16 protein-coding genes are annotated in these 17,373 nt (G+C 71.4%); 10 read left to right on the top strand and 6 right to left on the bottom strand.

All coding sequences use genetic code 11. The features are described from left to right. The first annotated feature begins 88 nt into the window (after positions 1–88). The 6 genes from EDF19_RS05285 to EDF19_RS05265 all read left to right on the top strand — a co-directional run bounded on the left by EDF19_RS05285 (position 89) and on the right by EDF19_RS05265 (position 5,504). On the top strand, positions 89–979 hold the full coding sequence (locus EDF19_RS05285; protein ID WP_123679814.1) for an SDR family oxidoreductase: 891 nt from the start codon (positions 89–91) through the stop codon (positions 977–979). Further along, positions 976–3,504: an ATP-dependent DNA ligase gene (locus tag EDF19_RS05280; RefSeq protein WP_123679813.1), complete on the top strand. Its 2,529-nt coding sequence runs from the start codon at positions 976–978 to the stop codon at positions 3,502–3,504. Before EDF19_RS05285 ends, EDF19_RS05280 begins: the two co-directional genes overlap by 4 nt. 135 nt (positions 3,505–3,639) lie before the next feature. Beyond that, positions 3,640–3,795, top strand: a complete 156-nt coding sequence (locus EDF19_RS19055; RefSeq protein WP_185022688.1) for a hypothetical protein — start codon at positions 3,640–3,642, stop codon at positions 3,793–3,795. 190 nt (positions 3,796–3,985) lie between these two features. Beyond that, positions 3,986–4,600, top strand: coding sequence for an RNA polymerase sigma factor (locus EDF19_RS05275; RefSeq protein ID WP_260216939.1), 615 nt, complete (start codon positions 3,986–3,988; stop codon positions 4,598–4,600). Further along, positions 4,597–5,178 carry a hypothetical protein gene (locus EDF19_RS05270; protein WP_148071035.1) on the top strand — a complete coding sequence of 194 codons (582 nt, stop codon included), beginning with the start codon at positions 4,597–4,599 and terminating at the stop codon, positions 5,176–5,178. The genes EDF19_RS05275 and EDF19_RS05270 overlap by 4 nt, the downstream gene beginning before the upstream one ends. Further along, positions 5,175–5,504, top strand: coding sequence for a hypothetical protein (locus EDF19_RS05265; RefSeq protein WP_123679811.1), 330 nt, complete (start codon positions 5,175–5,177; stop codon positions 5,502–5,504). The genes EDF19_RS05270 and EDF19_RS05265 overlap by 4 nt, the downstream gene beginning before the upstream one ends. A 17-nt stretch (positions 5,505–5,521) precedes the next feature. On the opposite strand, the gene EDF19_RS19050 is transcribed toward EDF19_RS05265, so the two are convergent. From EDF19_RS19050 to EDF19_RS05250, 4 genes are all read right to left on the bottom strand, one after another. After that, a complete protein-coding gene (locus EDF19_RS19050) occupies positions 5,522–5,695 on the bottom strand; it encodes a hypothetical protein (RefSeq protein WP_185022687.1) in 174 nt (57 codons plus the stop codon). Between the two features lie 10 nt (positions 5,696–5,705). Next, positions 5,706–6,674 carry a sugar phosphate isomerase/epimerase gene (locus EDF19_RS05260; protein ID WP_185022686.1) on the bottom strand — a complete coding sequence of 323 codons (969 nt, stop codon included), beginning with the start codon at positions 6,672–6,674 and terminating at the stop codon, positions 5,706–5,708. 161 nt (positions 6,675–6,835) lie between these two features. Next, on the bottom strand, positions 6,836–7,519 hold the full coding sequence (locus tag EDF19_RS05255) for a fumarylacetoacetate hydrolase family protein (protein ID WP_123679809.1): 684 nt from the start codon (positions 7,517–7,519) through the stop codon (positions 6,836–6,838). 261 nt (positions 7,520–7,780) lie between these two features. Beyond that, positions 7,781–10,237 carry a phosphoketolase gene (locus EDF19_RS05250; protein WP_123679808.1) on the bottom strand — a complete coding sequence of 819 codons (2,457 nt, stop codon included), beginning with the start codon at positions 10,235–10,237 and terminating at the stop codon, positions 7,781–7,783. Positions 10,238–10,434: 197 nt separating this feature from the next. On the opposite strand from EDF19_RS05250, the gene EDF19_RS05245 reads away from it, so the two are divergent. Continuing rightward, on the top strand, positions 10,435–11,115 hold the full coding sequence (locus tag EDF19_RS05245) for a hypothetical protein (RefSeq protein ID WP_123679473.1): 681 nt from the start codon (positions 10,435–10,437) through the stop codon (positions 11,113–11,115). A gap of 103 nt (positions 11,116–11,218) precedes the next feature. Here EDF19_RS05245 and EDF19_RS05240 read toward each other — a convergent pair whose 3' ends face one another. Together EDF19_RS05240 and EDF19_RS05235 are read right to left on the bottom strand one after the other, a co-directional pair. Further along, the gene (locus tag EDF19_RS05240; protein ID WP_123679807.1) at positions 11,219–11,821 is read right to left on the bottom strand and encodes a DnaJ family domain-containing protein; all 603 of its coding nucleotides are present in this window, start codon (positions 11,819–11,821) and stop codon (positions 11,219–11,221) included. A gap of 13 nt (positions 11,822–11,834) precedes the next feature. Beyond that, positions 11,835–13,661 carry a glycoside hydrolase family 15 protein gene (locus EDF19_RS05235; protein ID WP_123679806.1) on the bottom strand — a complete coding sequence of 609 codons (1,827 nt, stop codon included), beginning with the start codon at positions 13,659–13,661 and terminating at the stop codon, positions 11,835–11,837. Positions 13,662–14,140: 479 nt separating this feature from the next. Between EDF19_RS05235 and EDF19_RS05230 the strand changes: the two genes are divergently transcribed. The 3 genes from EDF19_RS05230 to EDF19_RS05220 all read left to right on the top strand — a co-directional run bounded on the left by EDF19_RS05230 (position 14,141) and on the right by EDF19_RS05220 (position 17,320). Further along, positions 14,141–15,307, top strand: a complete 1,167-nt coding sequence (locus EDF19_RS05230; RefSeq protein WP_123679805.1) for an RtcB family protein — start codon at positions 14,141–14,143, stop codon at positions 15,305–15,307. 127 nt (positions 15,308–15,434) lie between these two features. Beyond that, positions 15,435–16,268, top strand: a complete 834-nt coding sequence (locus EDF19_RS05225; RefSeq protein ID WP_185022685.1) for a DUF1206 domain-containing protein — start codon at positions 15,435–15,437, stop codon at positions 16,266–16,268. A 176-nt stretch (positions 16,269–16,444) separates the two neighbouring features. Continuing rightward, positions 16,445–17,320 carry an SMP-30/gluconolactonase/LRE family protein gene (locus EDF19_RS05220; RefSeq protein ID WP_123679803.1) on the top strand — a complete coding sequence of 292 codons (876 nt, stop codon included), beginning with the start codon at positions 16,445–16,447 and terminating at the stop codon, positions 17,318–17,320. Positions 17,321–17,373: the final 53 nt, after the last annotated feature.

The following is a 17,373-nucleotide window of genomic DNA, read 5'->3' as shown; positions in this document are numbered from 1 at the left end:
CCTGTGCGGGAGTGCCCGCAGGCGACGGGTTCTCCACAGATCCGGCTTCGCTGGACCGTCCGGTGGCGGGGACGTGCACGATGGGCGCATGAGTCAGCTCGACAAGCAGGACCCGCGCGACCAGTTCCCCCGTCCGCCGTTCCCCGCGCAGACCCAGCAGGGGTCCGGGCTGGCGAGCGCGATGGACCCCGCTCCCGACCACGGCGAGACGAGCTACCTCGGCACGGGGCGGATGCGGGGGTACCGCGTGCTCGTCACCGGGGCGGACTCCGGCATCGGGCGTGCCGCCGCGATCGCGATGGCGAAGGAAGGCGCGGACGTCGCGCTGAACGCCCTGCCCGAGGAGATCGACGACCTGACCGAGGTCCGTGACCTGGTGGCCGACCTCGGTCGCAACGCGCTCATGCTGCCGGGCGACCTGACGGACGAGGGCTTCTGCGACGACCTGGTCCGGACCGCGGTGCGCGAACTCGGTGGGCTCGATGCCCTCGTCCTGGTCGCCGGGCACCAGAAGGTGCACGAGGACGTCACCGAACAGTCGACCGAGGACTTCGACCGCACGATGAAGGTCAACCTCTACTCGCTGTTCTGGCTGGTGCGCGCGGCGGTGCCGCACATGGCACCAGGCAGCGCGATCGTCACGACGAGCTCGGTCTCGGCGACGCAGCCGCAGGACCGGATGATCGACTACGCGGCGACGAAGGCCGCGATCATCACCTACACGAACGGCCTCGCCCGGCAGCTCGCTGCCAAGGGGATCCGCGCGAACACGGTGGTCCCCGGCCCGGTGTGGACGCCGCTGCAGCCGATCAGCTACCCCGGGGACGAGATCGCCCGCTACGGTCAGGACACCCCGTTCGGGCGCCCGGCTCAACCCGTCGAGCTCGGCAGCGCGTACGTGTACCTCGCCGGTCCGGAGTCGTCGTACACCTCGGGCACGACGTTGACGGTGGCGGGAGCGACCGGGGTGGCGCTGTGAGTCCCGCGTCCCGGAAGACCGTGGTCGTCGTCGGTGACCGCAGGATCGCGCTGACGAACACCGACAAGGTGCTCTACCCCGAGACCGGCACCACCAAGGGGCGGGTCATCGAGTACTACGAGCGTGTGGCGCCGTGGATGATCCCGCACGTCAAGGACCGACCGGTGACCAGGAAGCGGTGGGCCAACGGGGTCGAGGGCAAGGTGTTCTTCGAGAAGAACCTGCCGGACTCCGCGCCCGACTGGGTCCGGCACCACACGATCCACCACTCGGAGCACGACAACGAGTACCCGATCGTCGACGACGTCCAGACCCTGGTCTGGATGGCGCAGCAGGCCGCCCTCGAACTGCACGTGCCGCAGTGGCGGTTCGGTCCCCGTGGCGCGCAGCAGAACCCGGACCGGCTCGTCCTCGACCTGGACCCCGGCGACGGCGTCGGGCTGCCCGAGTGCGTCGAGGTCGCCCTGGCCGCCCGCGAGATCCTGCACGGCATGGGCCTCGAGCCGTACCCGGTGACCTCGGGGTCGAAGGGCATCCACCTCTACGCAGCACTCGACGGCCGATCGACCACGAAGCACGTCTCCGACGTCGCCCACGAGCTGGCGAAGGCACTCGAGACGGACTTGCCGGACCTGGTCCTCTCCTCGATGAGCCGCGCCGAGCGCACGGGCAAGGTCTTCGTCGACTGGTCGCAGAACAACGGGAACAAGACGACCATCGCCCCGTACTCGCTGCGCGGCCGCGAGCGGCCGACGGTCGCGGCTCCGCGCACCTGGAAGGAGCTCGGGGAACGCGGGCTCGCGCAGCTCACGTTGGACGAGGTCCTCGAACGACTGGAGGCCCGTGGGGACTTCCTGCACCCGGTCGCGTCCGCCTCGTTGGCCGTCGGGCGTGACGACCACGGTCACTGGGACAGCGACCGGACGGACCGCGCGAACGACGCCGAGCAGCCGGCCCGCGACCGGCTCGCGGCCTACCGTGCGAAGCGCGACGCGTCGAAGACCCCGGAACCCGTGCCCGAGGGGGCGCCCTCGGTCCGGAAGGACGGCACCCCGACCTTCGTGATCCAGGAGCACCACGCCACCCGCGACCACTACGACTTCCGGTTGGAGCACGACGGCGTGCTGGTGAGCTGGGCGCTGCCGAAGGGCGAACCGACCGACCCCGGCAAGAACCACCTCGCCGTGCAGACCGAGGACCACCCGTTGGAGTACGGGTCGTTCGAGGGCACGATCCCCAAGGACGAGTACGGCGGCGGCACGGTGACGTTGTGGGACGACGGCACCTACGAGCTCGAGAAGTGGCGCGAGGGCGAAGAGGTCATCGTGACGCTGCACGGCCGGACCGGCGGCGCTCGCCGACTCGCACTGCTGCACACCCGGGGCCGTGGTGGGGGCGACGAGAAGAACTGGCTGATCCACCGCACGAAGGAGCAGCCCGAACGTCTCGCCGACGGTGGCGACGCTGCGGGCGCGCGTCGCGGCGGCTCCGGGCCCGCCGACGGGCAGCGCGGCGGACACCGTGGCGGACGCGAGCGGATCTCGGGTGCTGCCGACGCGGACACGGCGCCGGCCGACCGGCGGACGATGCAGGCGACCCTGGCCAAGGACACCCCGCACCTCGACCCCACCGACTGGGCGTTCGAGATGAAGTGGGACGGCGTGCGGGCGCTCGCCACCGTACGTGGTGGCGAGGTGACCCTGCGGAGCCGGAACGACAACGACCTCACCGCGCAGTACCCGGAGCTGCAGGAGCTCGGCGAACGGGCCGGTGTCGACGGGGTGTTCGACGGCGAGATCGTCGCGGTCGACGACCGTGGCCGTCCGTCCTTCCAGCTGCTGCAGAACCGGATGGGGCTGACGAAGCCCCGCGAGGTCCGCGCCGCGCAGGAGTCGACGCCCGTGCGGTTCTTGCTCTTCGACGTGCTCGAGGCGGACGGGCACGAGCTCACGCGACTCGCCTACGACGCCAGGCGGCAGGCGCTCGAGACCGTCGTCGAGCCCGGCGGCGTGATCGACGTGCCGCCGGCGTACCAGGGCGACCTCGACCGTGCGGTGGCCGAGTCGGCGAGCAAGGGACTCGAGGGCGTCGTCGCGAAGAAGCGTTCCTCGAAGTACGTCGAGGGCCGTCGGTCCGAGTCGTGGCTGAAGCTGAAGGACCACGCCACGCAAGAGGTCGTCGTCGGGGGCTGGAAACCCGGCAGTGGTCGCCGAGAGGGCGGTGTCGGATCGCTCCTTCTCGGCATCCCGGGGCCCGACGGACTCGAGTACGTCGGCAAGGTCGGGACGGGGTTCCGCGACCGGGACCTCGACGAGATCGCCGCCGTGCTCGACCCGCTCGAGCGGAAGACCCCGCCGTTCGTCGACGTCCCTCGGCCGGACGCCCGCGATGCCCACTGGGTCACGCCGAAGCGTGTGGGCGAGGTCGAGTTCGCGGAGTGGACCGGGGACGGACGGCTCCGACAGCCCTCGTGGCGGGGCTGGCGCGTCGACAAGGACCCGTCGGACGTCGTCCGCGAGAGTTGAGCATGCATCCGCATGGGGTCCGCCCGCGGCGAACATCCGTCCCCCGTCCGGCCCGCGAACGGGGGACGTTTCCGGACGAGCCACCTGCGGATCGCCCGGTGGCTGTTACCTTCGCCGGGACGAAAGGGCACGGGGATGAGCGCGAGCAAGTACCTGCCACCGTTCACGGCCGAGGAGCGTGTCGCGATCACCGGAGATCACGTCCCGCACACAACGGCCGACCCGGGGGCGGTCATCGGGGAGACCGAGGTCACGTACGCGGACTTCCTCGTCGACGAGATCGACGAGTAGGGAAGCAGACGGGGCCGACGACGGCTGCGGTCTCGGCCGCCGGACACGGGGGAGAAGACGGCCCGTGCGCCGGATCAGGGAACGCACGGGCCGCCGCCGAAGCACCGTGACCGACCGTTCAGGGATGGCCGGCCACGGCGCGCTCGCACCAGGCACACCGAGATGCACCTGGTAGGCACGTACTAACGACGTGACGAGCGAGCGATTCGTCACACGAAGAACCGAGATCCGCGCAGAGGAGCACCACCTGTCCAGCGACGAGGCCCTGGCGGCCCTGTCGGACGCCTCCCTCGTCGAGCGGAGCGCCGACGGCGACACCGCGGCGTTCGGTGTGCTCATCCGCCGGTACGGTCCGCACATGCGGGCCTACGCCGCGCGGATCCTCGGGCACGGGGACGGCGAGGCCGACGACGCCGTGCAAGAGGCCGCACTGCAGGCGTGGCAGCGGATCGACCGGGTCGAGGACCCGGAGCGCGTGCGCAACTGGTTGTTCCGGATCGCCGCGAACAAGGCGCTCGACCGCCTGCGCGGACGGCACCCCCACGCCGACCTGGAGGCCGTGGTCGACCCCGTCGACGACCGTCCCGTCGACGACGTGGTCGCCGCCCGGATGCAGGTGCGGGAACTCGCGCGTATCGTGCAGGCTCTCCCGGACGCACAGCGTGCGGTCTGGGTGATGCGGGAGATCGGTGGGGCGCCGTACGCGGAGATCGCCGAGGCGACGGGGTTGTCCGCCGCGACGGTTCGGGGGCTGCTCGCGCGTGCGCGGCGGCGAGTGGTCGAGCAGATGGAGGGGTGGCGATGAACGACGACGACGTCGAGGACCGCTACGGCGCCTTCACGCTGGACGAGCTGTCCGACTACCTGGACGCCGATCGCACCCCGGTGCGCGACGACATCGAGGACGACCACGAAGCCGCCGCGGCACTGGTACGGCTCGAGTCGCTGCGTGCAGCGTGCCGGGACCTGCTCGACACCGGGGTCGGTGACGCCGTGCGGGCACGTGACGAGGCCTGGATCACCGCGGTGCTCGCCTCGATCCGGACGACCGCGCACGCCGGACGCGACATCCCCGTGCCCGACGACGACCCCGCCAGTCGGCTGGTGGTCACCGAGGGTGCGCTCCGTGGCCTGGTGCGGTCGCTCGGCGACGAGGTCCCCGGCGTCTTCGTCCGCCGGACCCGCTTCACGGGCGACGTCGCCGTCCCCGGCGGCCCGGTCGACGTGGAGATCACGATCGTGGTTTCCGTGGACGCCTCGGTCACGGCCCGCGCCGACGTGCTGCGCGAACGGGTCGCCGACGCGCTCGCCGCCCACGCGCCGTTCGTCGTCCGGTCACTCGTCGTCCGGGTCGTCGACGTCATGATCGAGGGGACACCGTGACCACCGACCTGCGAGCGGTCTCCCGCGCCCTCACCGCCGTCGTGCTCGACGTCCCCGGTGTCCGCACCGTCCTGCCGCCGGGGCCGGGTCTCGCGACCCTGGTGCGCGACGTGCGCTCGGTCATGGACATCCCGGCGGACGGCGGGGCGGTCCTCGTGCAGCAGCGTTCGGACGGCCCGCGGATCCGGGTCGTCGTGACCTCGGAGCGCTCGACCCCGTTGGTCGCCGTGGTCCGGGCCGTCCGCGACGCGGTGGTCACGGCTGCCGAGCCGTTGCTCGGCAGCCGTCCGACGGACGTCACCGTCCGCGTCGTCGAGATCGTCTGAGCCCGAGCACGCGTCCGTCAGGGGGCAGGAGCGGGGCCGTCGGCGGGCTCGGCGTCGTCGGCCGCTGGCACGTCCTGGTCGATGAGCTCGTCCTCTTCCGGCTCGACGACCTCGGCCGCGGCGGCCTTGGCGTCGTCGATGGACTCCTGCGAGCGGCGGAGGAGGTCGTCGTTGGCTGCGTGATCCGTCATGGACCGGACGCTACGCGGGGGTCCCTGAGCCGGCATCCCGACGACGCACGCCGTCGTGCGGGCGGCCGTGCGGCGGCTCGAAGTCGACGGCGGAGGTCGGCGCAGGGCTCGACGGCATCGCCGGCACGGCCGGGGTGCCGAACGCGTCCGCCGCGTCGAGCACGGCGCGGGTCGCGGCCGCGGCCATCCGCAAGCCGTCGGCGACGGGCATCGCACGGTGCCCTGGCGTCCGGACCTCGACACCCCACGGCTCGTCGAAGCCCAGTTCACGGACGATCCGGACGAACCCCGGCAGGTCCCATGCCCCGGCTCCGGGGAGGTACCGCGCCTCACGCGACTCCTCGGCGAGGGTCATGCCGGCGGGCGTGTGGAGGAGACCGTCGCTGAGCTCGACGGCCGCCAACGTGACCGGCGAGACACCCTGACGGATGGAGGCCAGCGTCGACCCACCACGCAGGGCGTGCATGGCGTCGAGGAGCAGCCCGCCGTTCGGGTGGCCAGCGGTGGCGACGAAGCGCGACGCCCGCTCCACCGTCGGCAGGTTCGACCACGGCTCGGGCTCGAGCACGAGCTGGGCACCGACGCCCTCGGCCTGCCCGGCGAGCACGTTCCAGTCGTCGGCCATCGCGATCGGCGAGGCGCCGGGCAGCGAGGTGTCCGCGCGCACGACGACCTGCCACGCACGGAGCGCCGCTGCTGCTTCGAGCACGACCCCGCGGTCGGCGTCCGACTCGTCGGAGGTCCGGCTCGGGCACGTCCACCACCGGTCGAGTGGTCCGAGCTGGACCCACACGATGCCGGCACCGTCGAGCATGCGTCGGAGTTCGGGGAACCCGGTCGTCGCACGGACCTCGTGGAGGTCGTCGAGCGACAGCGACAGCCCGGCGAACCCGGCTGCGCCGACGGCGTGGACGCGCTCGCGGATGCTCCCGTCGCCGGCCCATGTCCAGGACGTCGCGAGCAGATCGTGTTCCTGCACGGCCGTACCTCCGTTGTCCCGCGACCGACGCCACCCTGTCGTGACCCGCCAGCCCCGTGTCTGGACGTCGTGTGCCCCACTCGACGTCAGGTCAGGAGTACTCTGCGCGGCTGCGAGCGCTCCCAGTCGGCGGTCACACGGCCGAAACGCGGGCGCGCGGCTCAGACGATGCGGGTCGTGACCGAACCCACCCCGCAGATCGTCCAGGTGACCGACTGGCCGCGCTCGAGGACGCCGACCCCGTCCGGCGTACCGGTCATCAGCAGGTCGCCCGGCGCGAGGGCCACGAACCGGGACAACGCGGCGATGGTCTCCGCCACGGACCAGATCTGGTCGGCGAGGTCCCCGGCCTGTCGCCGCTCCCCGTCGACGGTCAACTCGATCGCCCCCGAGGTCGGGTCGACCCCCGCCGCCGGTGTGATCGCGCCGATCGGCGCCGAGGAGTCGAAGCCCTTCGCGGTGTCCCACGGCCGTCCGAGCCGCTTCGCCTCGGCTTGCAGGTCCCGCCGGGTGAGGTCGATCCCCACCGCGTACCCCCACACGTGGTCGAGGGCGTCCGCCGCCGTGATGTCGGTGCCGCCCGTCCCGATCGCCACGACGAGTTCGACCTCGTGCTCGAGCTGCTCGGTCAGCGACGGGTACGGGGTGTCGGCACCGTCGACGACCACGGCGTCCGCGGGCTTGGCGAAGAAGAAGGGCGGTTCGCGGTCCGGATCGTGTCCCATCTCCCGCGCGTGCGCGGCGTAGTTCCGTCCGACGCAGAACACGCGTCGGACCGGGAATCGGCCGCCGGTCGCGACGGGGACGGTCGGGAGGCTCGGGGCCGGGATCACGAGGTCGGTCACCGTCCCAGCGTGGCAGGCCTGCAGGGCGTCGGTTCAGTGCTCGCCGAACGACGCCTCGTACCGGAGCTTCCGCGCGCGGGCGCGCTCCTGCCGCTCGTGACCGATGCGCCGACCGCGACGAAGGCGCTGAGGGCCGACACGACCGCGCTCATCCATCCGACTTCCATGAGGATCAGCCTGACGCCGGAGGACCGGCCACGCGTCGAGCGTGACCGGTCCTGTGGAGAGCATGGCGGGCCTCCTGGCTGTGGAGGAAGTGCGTCAGTTCCCGGGAGCCGCGCCCTCCGTCTCACCGGCGCCCGGGTCGCCCCCGGTCCCGCCGGACGCCGGCTCGTCCTGCGGCCAGCCCGCGAACTCCCAGCCCTCGAGGGACGGGTGGTCCTCGCCCTTCGTGTACGCGTAGGTGCGTGCAGCATCACGGGCCTCGGACAGCTTGGTCAGCAGGTCAGCGTGCGCGTCGGCGTCGACCCGCGTCAGGGCGTCGTGCGCCAGGGCGAACCGGTCCATCTCGTTCCGGATGAGCATGTCGAACGGCGACGTCGTGGTGCCCTGCTCGAGGAACCCGTGCACGTGCAGGTCGTCGTGCCCGTGCCGCCGGTAGGTGAGCTGGTGGACGAGTGACGGGTACCCGTGGAAGGCGAAGACGGTGGGCGTCCCCGGCAGGAAGAGCTCGTCGTACTCGTCGTCCGGGATCGGGTGCTCGTGCTTCCGGGGGTCGCCGAGCGCCAGGAGGTCGACGACGTTGAGCACCCGCACACCGACGTCGGGCGCGTGCTTGCGGATGAGGTCCGCGGCGGCGACGGCCTCGACCGTGGGCACGTCACCGGCGGAGGCGAGGACGACGTCGACGCGACCGACGGTCTCCTCGGTACCGGCCCACGCCCAGACCCCGAGTCCGGCGTCGGCGTGCGCCTTCGCGTCCTCGAGGGACAGGAACACCGGTTCCGGGTGCTTGCCGGCGACGATCACCTCGATGCGGTCGGTGGTCTCGAGTGCGTGCGCGGCGACGGCGAGCAGGGTGTTCGCGTCGGCGGGGAGCTTGATCCGCACGAGGTCCTGCTGCTTGGACGCGACGACGTCGAGGAAGCCCGGGTCCTGGTGGGAGAAGCCGTTGTGGTCCTGCCGCCAGACGTGCGACGACAGCAGGATCGACAGGTTCGCCACCGGCGCGCGCCAGTCGATGCCGGTCGAGGACTCGAGCCACTTCGCGTACTGGCCGACCATCGAGTCGATGATGTGCGCGAACGCCTCGTACGTGTTGAGGATCCCGTGCCGGCCGGAGAGCACGTAGCCCTCGAGCATCCCCTCGAGTAGGTGCTCGGACAGCACCTCGGTCACCCGGCCCCGAGCGGAGAGGTGCTCGTCGTCGGCCGTGCGCTGCGCCCGCCACACCCGCGAGGTCACGTCGAACACGGCGTCGAGCTTGTTCGAGACGGTCTCGTCCGGACCGAACAGCCGGAAGGTCGAGCCGTTCCGTTCGATGAGCGCGGCGAGCCACGGTCCGAGGGTGCCGGTGGCGGACGCGGTCGTGCCGGCGGGGACCCCGTGGTCGTCGATCGACGGCCGGTCGAGCGCGGTGCGGATCCGCCCGCCGTTCGCGTGCGGGGTGGCGCTCATCCGCTCGTCGCCGGTGGGCCGGATGGTCGTCATGATCCCGACCGGGTGGCCGTCCTCGTCGAAGAGCTCGTCCGGTCGGTAGGACCACATCCACTCCTCGAGCTGGGCGCGGTGCTCGTCGTTCTCGCGCACCCCCGGCAGCGGGACCTGGTGCGCGCGGAAGGTTCCCTCGACCCGCTCGCCGTCGACCTCCTTCGGGCCGGTCCATCCCTTCGGGGTCCGGAGTACGATCATCGGCCAGCGCGGACGGAGGTCGGCGGCACCGGCGGGCTGCCCCGCTGCCGCACGTGCTGCCTGCGCCCGTGCCGCGGCCTGGATGTCGTCGATCCCGGCGAGTGCCCGGCGGAGCGCACCGTCGAAGAGGGCGTGCACCGCGTAGGGGTCGTCGCCGACCCGGGAGGAGTCGACCACGATCGGGTCGTAGCCGAGCCCGCGGAAGTACGACGTGAGGTCTTCGTCGGGGATGCGCGCGAGGATCGTCGGGTTCGCGATCTTCCACCCGTTGAGGTTGAGGATCGGCAACACGGCGCCGTCGGACACCGGGTCGAGGAACGTGTGTGCCTGCCAGGAGCCGGCGAGGGGGCCGGTCTCCGCTTCGCCGTCGCCGACGACGCAGGCCACGACGAGGTCGGGGTTGTCGAGTGCTGCGCCGTACGCGTGGGCGAGGGAGTACCCGAGCTCGCCGCCCTCGTTGATCGAGCCAGGGGTCTCCGGTGCGGCGTGGGAGGGGATCCCGCCCGGGAACGAGAACTGCCGGAAGAAGCGCTGGAGGTCGTCGTCCTGGTAGAGCTCCCCCCACGTGCCGTCGAGCCACGCGTTCGCGTTCATCGCGGGGCCGCCGTGCCCTGGCCCGCAGATGTAGAGGAACTCGCGACCGGTCTCGGCGATGAGCGCGTTGCAGTGCGCGTAGACGAGGTTCAGTGCGGGCGAGGTGCCCCAGTGTCCGAGCAGCCGCGGCTTGACGTCGTCGGGCTCGATGGGCCGTGAGAGCAGCGGATTGTCCAGCAGGTAGATCTGCCCGACCGTCAGGTAGTTGGCGGCGCGCCACCACGCGTCGATCGCCCGGAGTCGGTCGGTGGTCGGGAGGTGTGCTGGGGACATGCCCCCACGGTACGAAACCCGGCATCGGAGCGCCCCAGAAAAGAACTTCCAAACCGTTCGGGCCGGGGTGCCGAATGAGTTGCACAGGGCAAAAGCCCAGGGCGCTCTCCGGTCAAACTCGGCCGGTATTCAGCGTACGCACAGGAGCTACGTCGGCCGCCGGCCGGAGTGCCCACACAGCAAAGGACTGAAAAATCATGCGCAAGAGCCTGAAGACCTCCATCACCCTCGCCACGACCGGTGCCCTGGTGCTCGGTGGCGCCGCGTTCGGCGTCTCCGCCGCGCAGGCCTCCACCCCGACGGTGCACACCGTGTCGTCGTCCTCGTCGAAGATCCCCGCGCCGGTCGCTTCGGTGCCCGAGGTCCTCGGTGGCTCGACCGCCGTGAAGCTCGACTCCGGCTTCACCGACGCCCTCACCGCCCTGAAGCTCACCCCGGGTGTCTCCGGCGACGCGACCCTCGCTGACGGTTCGGTGTCGTTCCCGATCACCGCCGGGTCGGTCACGTACTGGTCGCCGGACGGCAACTACCGCCCGTACGTGCAGGGCCTGCTGAACCACGACGACTCGGGTCTGACCCTGAAGGCCGGCGACACCACGGTGACGCTGGAGAACTTCGTCGTGAACCCGGGCTCGTCCAAGCTCTACGGTGACGTCCTGGTCAACGGCAAGGTCGCCGCGTCGAACGCGTACCTGTTCGAGCTCTGGGGCGGTTCCCTCAAGCCCCTCCAGCTCGAGGGTGACAACGCGATCCTGACCGGCACCACGGTGCACGTGTCCGAGGACGCTGCCGGCCTGCTGAACAAGACCTTCGGCACCGACGCCGTCAAGCGCGGCCTGCTCGTCGGCACCGCGACCATCACGGCGCAGATCAAGTAACACCCACGACGAAGATCGGCCCGGACCACGTGAACACGTGGTCCGGGCCGATCTTCGTCGTGCGGAACACGGCGACGCCACGCGGACGCACAGCGCTCACTGCTCACCGCCGCCGGCGCCACCACCGACGCGGCCGGTCCGCCGACTCCGCTGCTCGGGCTGCCGCGGTGGCCGCCGCCGCCGCGAGCCTGGTTTCCCGCCGCTCGTGCCACGCGACGAGTTCCGCGTCCACGTCCCGCATCGGCGTCACGACCGGCGGCCCGCCGAGCAACTGCCGCCGGGCTTCCTTCACACGGGCGTTGAAGTCCTCGAGCACCGCACGGACGTCGGCCTCGACCGTCAGCGCATCGAGCGCATCGTCGAGGTCGGCGTCCTCGGTGCGGAGCGCGAGCGCGGGCGGAGCGATCCCGCGGATGTCCTCGCGTTCGATCTTCGAGCGGATCCACCAGTCCGGGTCGTGCTGCCCGTCGTTCCCCGGCAACGGCTTGCCGTGGTACGGGTTGCCCTCGAAGACGCCGCGGCGTTCGGCTTCCTCGATCCGGGCCCTGGCGTTCGCGGCCACGTCGGCGGCCCGGAGCTGGCGGCGTTCCTCGCGCACCTCGTCCGGGTCGAGGGAGCCGCGTTCGATCTCGCTGTCCACGAGCTGCTGGTACCGGTACCGCGCGGCTCGTCGCAGCCGGTCCATCCGTGCATCGACGTCGTTCATCGTCAGTCCATGATCACGCGGCGGCGTCGTCCTCGCCACTCATCTCCTGGACGGTCAGCGCTGCCTGGATGAGCGCGAGGTGCGACAGTCCCTGCGGCAGGTTGCCCATGAAGGAACCGTCCTCGCTGATCATCTCGCTGAACAGTCCGACGTCGTTGCCCTGTGCGACCATCTCGTCCATCAGCGCGCGCGCCTCGTCCTGCCGCCCGACGCAGGCGAGAGCGGCCACGAGCCAGAACGAGCAAGCCACGAACGGGCTCTCCTCGTCCTCGATCCCGGAGTACCGGTAGACGAGCGGGCCGCGCTGCAGCTGCTCGCGGATCGCGTCGATCGTCGCCGACATGCGGGGGCCGCGGTCGAAGGCCGACATGGCGTGCAGCAGGATCGAGCAGTCCAGCGCATCGGTGTCCGGGTGCATCACGTAGTGGCCGAGTTCCTCGTTCCACCCGTGCTCGGCGACCCAGTCCTCGATGAGCTCCCGGTTCTTCACCCACATGTCGCGGGTGCCCTCGATCTGGCCGGCGTCGTGGAGCTCCACGGCGGCGTCGAGCGCCTGCCAGCAGCCGATCTTGCTCGTCGTGTAGTGGTGGGTCTCCTCGAGCTCCCACATGCCGGCGTCGGGCTGCTCCCACCGCTTGCAGGCGTCGTCGGCGAGCCCCTCGAGCGTCGCGGCGGTCTTGCGGTCGAGCACGTTGCCGGCGCGCACGTACTGGCGCATGATCTCGAACACGTCGCCCCAGACGCCGAGCTGCAGCTGGTCGCTCGCCCGGTTGCCCTCGGTCACCGGCCCGATGCCGTCCCACCCCGGGACGTCGCGCTCGTGCACGCCGTCGGAGTCCGAGCCGTCGAGTTCGTAGAAGATCGGCATGCTGTCGCCGTGTTCGGCGATGGTGCGGATCACCCAGGACACTGCGGCGTGCGTCTCCTCGCGCAACCCGAAGCTCGTCAGTGCGTGCACGGTGTACGACAGGTCGCGCACCCAGGCGAACCGGTAGTCCCAGTTCTTCCCACCGCTGCGGTCCTCGGGCAGGCTCGTCGTCGGCGCCGCGGCGATCGCCCCGGTGGGGGAGTAGATGAGGAGCTTCAGGGCGAGGGCACTGCGCTGGACGGCATCCGCCCAGGGGCCGTCGTAGGCGAACTCCTCCGACCACGTCGACCAGTTCCGGATGGTCCGGTCGATGCCCTGCATGCTCTGTTCCGGGTCGGGCATGAAGATCGGCTCGTCGTGCGTGCCGACGATCGTCAGGATGTGCTCCGAGTCGGCCGAGGTCGTGAAGCGGCCGGAGAAGCGCGGTCCGTCCTCGTGCACGGGGTCGAACCCCTGCTCGACGATCGCGATCGTGATGCCGTCGACCCCGACGACGGTGCCGTTCACGGTGTCGAGACGCCTCGGCTCGGCGGTGTTCAGCAGGGTGCCGGGCACGACGGCCCACTCGAGCTCCACGGTGCCGTCGACGCCCTGGACGCAGCGGCCGATCTCGGCCCACGGCAGACGTCCGGCGACACCGGTCACCATCGCGTCCGTGACGGTGCAGGTGCCGGAGTCCGTGGTCCACGTCGTGACGAGGACGTTCGTGCCGGGGATGTACTCGCGTGATGCGGAGGCGTCGCCGGTCGGCCGCAACGCGATGTGTCCGCCGTGCTCGGCGTCGAGGATGCTGGCGAAGACGGGCGGGGAGTCCATCGACGGGATCGGCAGCCAGTCGATCCGGCCGTCGGCGGCGATGAGGGCGACGGTGCGGCCGTCGCCGATCGCTCCGTAGGAGCGGAGCGGGACGTACCCGTTGCTGCGTTCGTCGTTGTCGACCGCGTCGGGGGTGTCTCGGGTGCGCTCCGTCATGTGCCCAGCCTGCCCTGGCCGTGGGCGCGACCATCAGGCGGCCGTACCCCGCTGTGGAGAACCCGCGCCGCGCCTCCAGGATGTGGAGAACGCACGACAACGCGTCGAGAACGCACGACACGCCCGGCGTGACTTGTGCACCCCGGGCGTGTCGAACTACTGTCGGTCCTCCTGCCCACCGGCAGGACCGCCCGTCCCGGGCACCTCGGAAGGACCGCGCATGCGCGCCGTGCAGCACAGCGAACAGCGAGTCGAGCTCCAGCTCGACACGCTCGTCGTGCTGCCCGAACAGCAGCGCGAGCAGCAGTCCTCCAGCTATCCCGCGTAGGCACGCGACGTCACCAGACGCCCCGTGCCCACCCGGCCCGGGGCGTCACCTCCCGACGCTGCCCCTCCGAACGCCGCACCGCAGCACGGAACGGCAGCCGGATTCCGCCTCGGACCGTCATCGAAGACCGTCACGAAAGCGAGACGACACCATGGAGAAGATCAACGACCGATTGCTCAGCTGGGCCTCGATGCTCGAGGACAACACGGAGCAGCAGGCCCGCACGACCGCGCGCATGCCGTTCGTGTTCCCGCACCTGGCCCTGATGCCCGATGCCCACCTCGGACTCGGTGCGACCGTCGGTTCGGTCATCCCGACCCTCGGCGCGATCATGCCGGCGGCCGTCGGTGTGGACATCGGCTGCGGCATGATCGCGGTCAGGACCCAGTTCACCAAGGGCGACCTGCCCGAGGACCTGCAGGGGCTGCGCGAGCAGATCGAGCGCGCGATCCCGCTGTCGGCCGGTGCGTCGAACCGGAAGATCGTGGCGACCGCCGCGCCCCGGATCGCGGAGCTCGAGGCCATGGCCGAGACCGCCGGGTTCGACCCGGACGGCGTGCACGGCGGCTGGCGCAACCAGCTCGGCACGCTCGGGTCCGGCAACCACTTCATCGAGGTCTCCCTCGACGAGGAGGACCGGGTCTGGACCTTCCTGCACTCCGGCTCGCGTGGCGTCGGCAACAAGATCGCCCAGCGGCACATCAAGGTCGCGAAGCGGCTGATGGAGCGCTGGTGGATCCAGCTCGCCGACCCCGACCTGGCGTACCTGGTCGAGGGCACGCCCGAGTTCGACCGGTACATCGCCGAGCTGCGGTGGGCCCAGCACTTCGCGCTGCTCAACCGCGAGGAGATGATGGACCGCGTCGTCCGGCAGCTGTCCGAGGTGCTCGGGTCCCCGGTCGACGAGCTCGAGCGGATCAACTGCCACCACAACTTCACCCAGCGTGAGACGCACTGGGGCAAGTCGGTGTGGGTGTCCCGGAAGGGCGCGATCCAGGCGAAGGCGGGACAGGCGGGCCTGATCCCCGGGTCGATGGGGACCGCGTCGTACGTCGTCGAGGGCCTCGGCAACAAGCCGTCGCTCGAGTCGTCGCCGCACGGTGCCGGCCGGCTCTTCTCGCGGAGTGCCGCCCGCCGGACCTTCACCCACGAGCAGCTGCGCGAGGCGATGGTCGGGATCGAGTACCGCGACACGGATGCGTTCCTCGACGAGATCCCGGCGGCGTACAAGCCGATCGACCAGGTGATGGCGGACGCGTCGGACCTCGTCGCGGTCCGGCACACGCTGCGGCAGGTCGTCAACGTGAAGGGTGACTGACGCTGCGCGTCCCCTCGGACTGGAGGCACGGGTGCTGCCCGCCCCGCGCCTCCAGTCCGACGTCGGGTCCGGTCGACCGCCCGGCGCGGCCCGGACAGACCGGCGCGCGTCGGGCACGCTCGATGGCGTGAGTGAACAGGCGGAACAGGCGGCCCGGAAGACCGGACGCGAAGCGAAGCGGGTCGCGGACAGCCGCTGGTTCGAGACGACCGCACGGGCCGGCTTCGTCGGCAGCGGCATCGTGCACCTGCTGATCGGGTACCTCGCGATCCTGCTCGGCGTCGGCAACGCGTCCTCGGGCGGCGAGACCGACCAGTCCGGCGCTCTGCAGCAGATCGCTGCGGTGCCCGGCGGGGTGTTCCTGCTCTGGGCGATCGCGATCGGTACGGCAGCGCTGACCGTGCGGCTGGTCCTCGAGGCGGTCGTCGGCGGTCGGTCGGACAGCACCCGGGGTTGGCTCGCCCGGTTCAAGGACGTCGCGAAGGCCGTGGTCTACGGCGTGATCGCGTACTCGTCGGCCTCGTACGCGCTCGGTGCCGGCTCGAGCTCCAGCAGCTCGTCGCAGAGTGCCGCGGCGAAGACCCTCGCGACCCCCGGTGGCGTGTTCGTGCTGCTCCTCGCCGGGGCGATCGCGGTCGCGATCGGGATCGGCCTCGTCGTGATCGGCTGCCGGCGCTCGTTCTGGAAGCAGCTCGTGCGGCCGCCGCGGTCGGTCGAACGGGTCATCACCGTGCTCGGGGTGGTCGGCTACGTCCTCAAGGGCATCGCGGTCGCGATCGTCGGTGTGCTCATCGGCGTGGCCGGGCTGCAGAGTGACCCCGACCAGGCGACCGGCCTCGACGGGGCGTTCGACGCGATCCGGAGCATGCCCGGTGGCGTGTTCGTCCTCGTGGTCATCGGCATCGGGTTCCTGGCCTTCGGCGTCTACAGCTTCTTCCGCGCGCGCTACGCCCGCCTCTGAGCGCTCGCGCTCCGCCCGCGAGCGCTCGACCTTTCGCGCCCAGCGACACTTCACGCGCCCGTCGCCCCGTGAGGTGTCGCCCAGCCCGTGAAGTGGCGGCGGCGGAGCGGAGCGGCAGCGGCGGCGGCGGCACGACGGCTGGGGGACCACGGAGCCGTCGCCGGTAGACCGGAGGCATGAGCAGCAGCGCGACGACCGGCCCCGCCACCGTCTTCTCCGACGCCCGAGCCGTCCTCGCCGAGAGCATCGTCTGGGACCCGTCCGCCCAGCTGCTCCGGTGGACCGACATCACCCTCGGCACCCTGAACACCGCCGACGCGCACGGGACCGCGGTCTCGAGTGTCCCGCTCCCGCCGCCGCTCGCGTCGTTCCAGCCACGGGCCTCCGGCGGCTTCGTCGCAGCGCTCGGGGACTCCGTGGTGGTGACCGACGCCGAGGGCGCGATCGAGCGCGAGATCGCCCGGGTCGAGCACGCCACGGCCGGCATCCGGTTCAACGAGGGCAAGTGCGACCCGTTCGGCCGGTTCCTGGTGGGCAGCATGAACCTGACGACGGGGGAGCCCGACGGCGCCCTGTACTCGATCGAGCCCGACGGCACGACCCGGCTGCTCCGCGGCGGCTTCGGCGTCACGAACGGCATCGAGTGGTCGGACGACGGCAGCGTCATGTACGTCACGGACACCAGCGCGTCGACGGTCTACCGCGGGTCCTACGGTCCGGACGGCGAGCTCGGTGAACTCGAACCGTTCGTCGTCGGCGCCGCCCACGACGGTCTGGTGCGCGACGACGAGGGCTGTTCCTGGAGTGCGATCTACGGCGGCGGCCGGGTGGAGCGGTACGGCCCGGACGGGTCGCACCTCGAGACGGTCGAGCTCCCCGCACCGAACGTGACGTCCGTGGCGTTCGGCGGCCCGGACATGGCCACGCTCTTCGTCGGCACCGCACGCGAGAACCTCACCGAGGAGCAGCTCGAGCAGTCCCCGGCGTCGGGGGCGGTCCTCGCGGTGCCGACGCGGGTGCACGGCTTCCCCGCGAACACGTTCAGCGGCTGACGGCAGCGGCGGCGTCCGGCGGGCAGCACGGCGGGTATCGTGGGCGCTCGCCC

The organism is Curtobacterium sp. PhB115 (assembly GCF_003752025.1).
Taxonomy (GTDB): domain Bacteria; phylum Actinomycetota; class Actinomycetes; order Actinomycetales; family Microbacteriaceae; genus Curtobacterium.
The sequence above is the reverse complement of the archived record's forward strand: the minus strand, read 5'-3'. Positions and strand labels throughout refer to the sequence as shown.

Excerpts from the sequence above, each read along its gene's own strand:
- EDF19_RS05285 (WP_123679814.1), top strand. The coding sequence starts at position 89 with ATGAGTCAGCTCGACAAGCAGGACCCGCGCGACCAGTTCCCCCGTCCG.
- EDF19_RS19055 (WP_185022688.1), top strand. The coding sequence starts at position 3,640 with ATGAGCGCGAGCAAGTACCTGCCACCGTTCACGGCCGAGGAGCGTGTC.
- EDF19_RS05270 (WP_148071035.1), top strand. The coding sequence starts at position 4,597 with ATGAACGACGACGACGTCGAGGACCGCTACGGCGCCTTCACGCTGGAC.
- EDF19_RS19050 (WP_185022687.1), bottom strand. The coding sequence starts at position 5,695 with ATGACGGATCACGCAGCCAACGACGACCTCCTCCGCCGCTCGCAGGAG.
- EDF19_RS05250 (WP_123679808.1), bottom strand. The coding sequence starts at position 10,237 with ATGTCCCCAGCACACCTCCCGACCACCGACCGACTCCGGGCGATCGAC.
- EDF19_RS05245 (WP_123679473.1), top strand. The coding sequence starts at position 10,435 with ATGCGCAAGAGCCTGAAGACCTCCATCACCCTCGCCACGACCGGTGCC.
- EDF19_RS05240 (WP_123679807.1), bottom strand. The coding sequence starts at position 11,821 with ATGAACGACGTCGATGCACGGATGGACCGGCTGCGACGAGCCGCGCGG.
- EDF19_RS05235 (WP_123679806.1), bottom strand. The coding sequence starts at position 13,661 with ATGACGGAGCGCACCCGAGACACCCCCGACGCGGTCGACAACGACGAA.
- EDF19_RS05230 (WP_123679805.1), top strand. The coding sequence starts at position 14,141 with ATGGAGAAGATCAACGACCGATTGCTCAGCTGGGCCTCGATGCTCGAG.
- EDF19_RS05220 (WP_123679803.1), top strand. The coding sequence starts at position 16,445 with ATGAGCAGCAGCGCGACGACCGGCCCCGCCACCGTCTTCTCCGACGCC.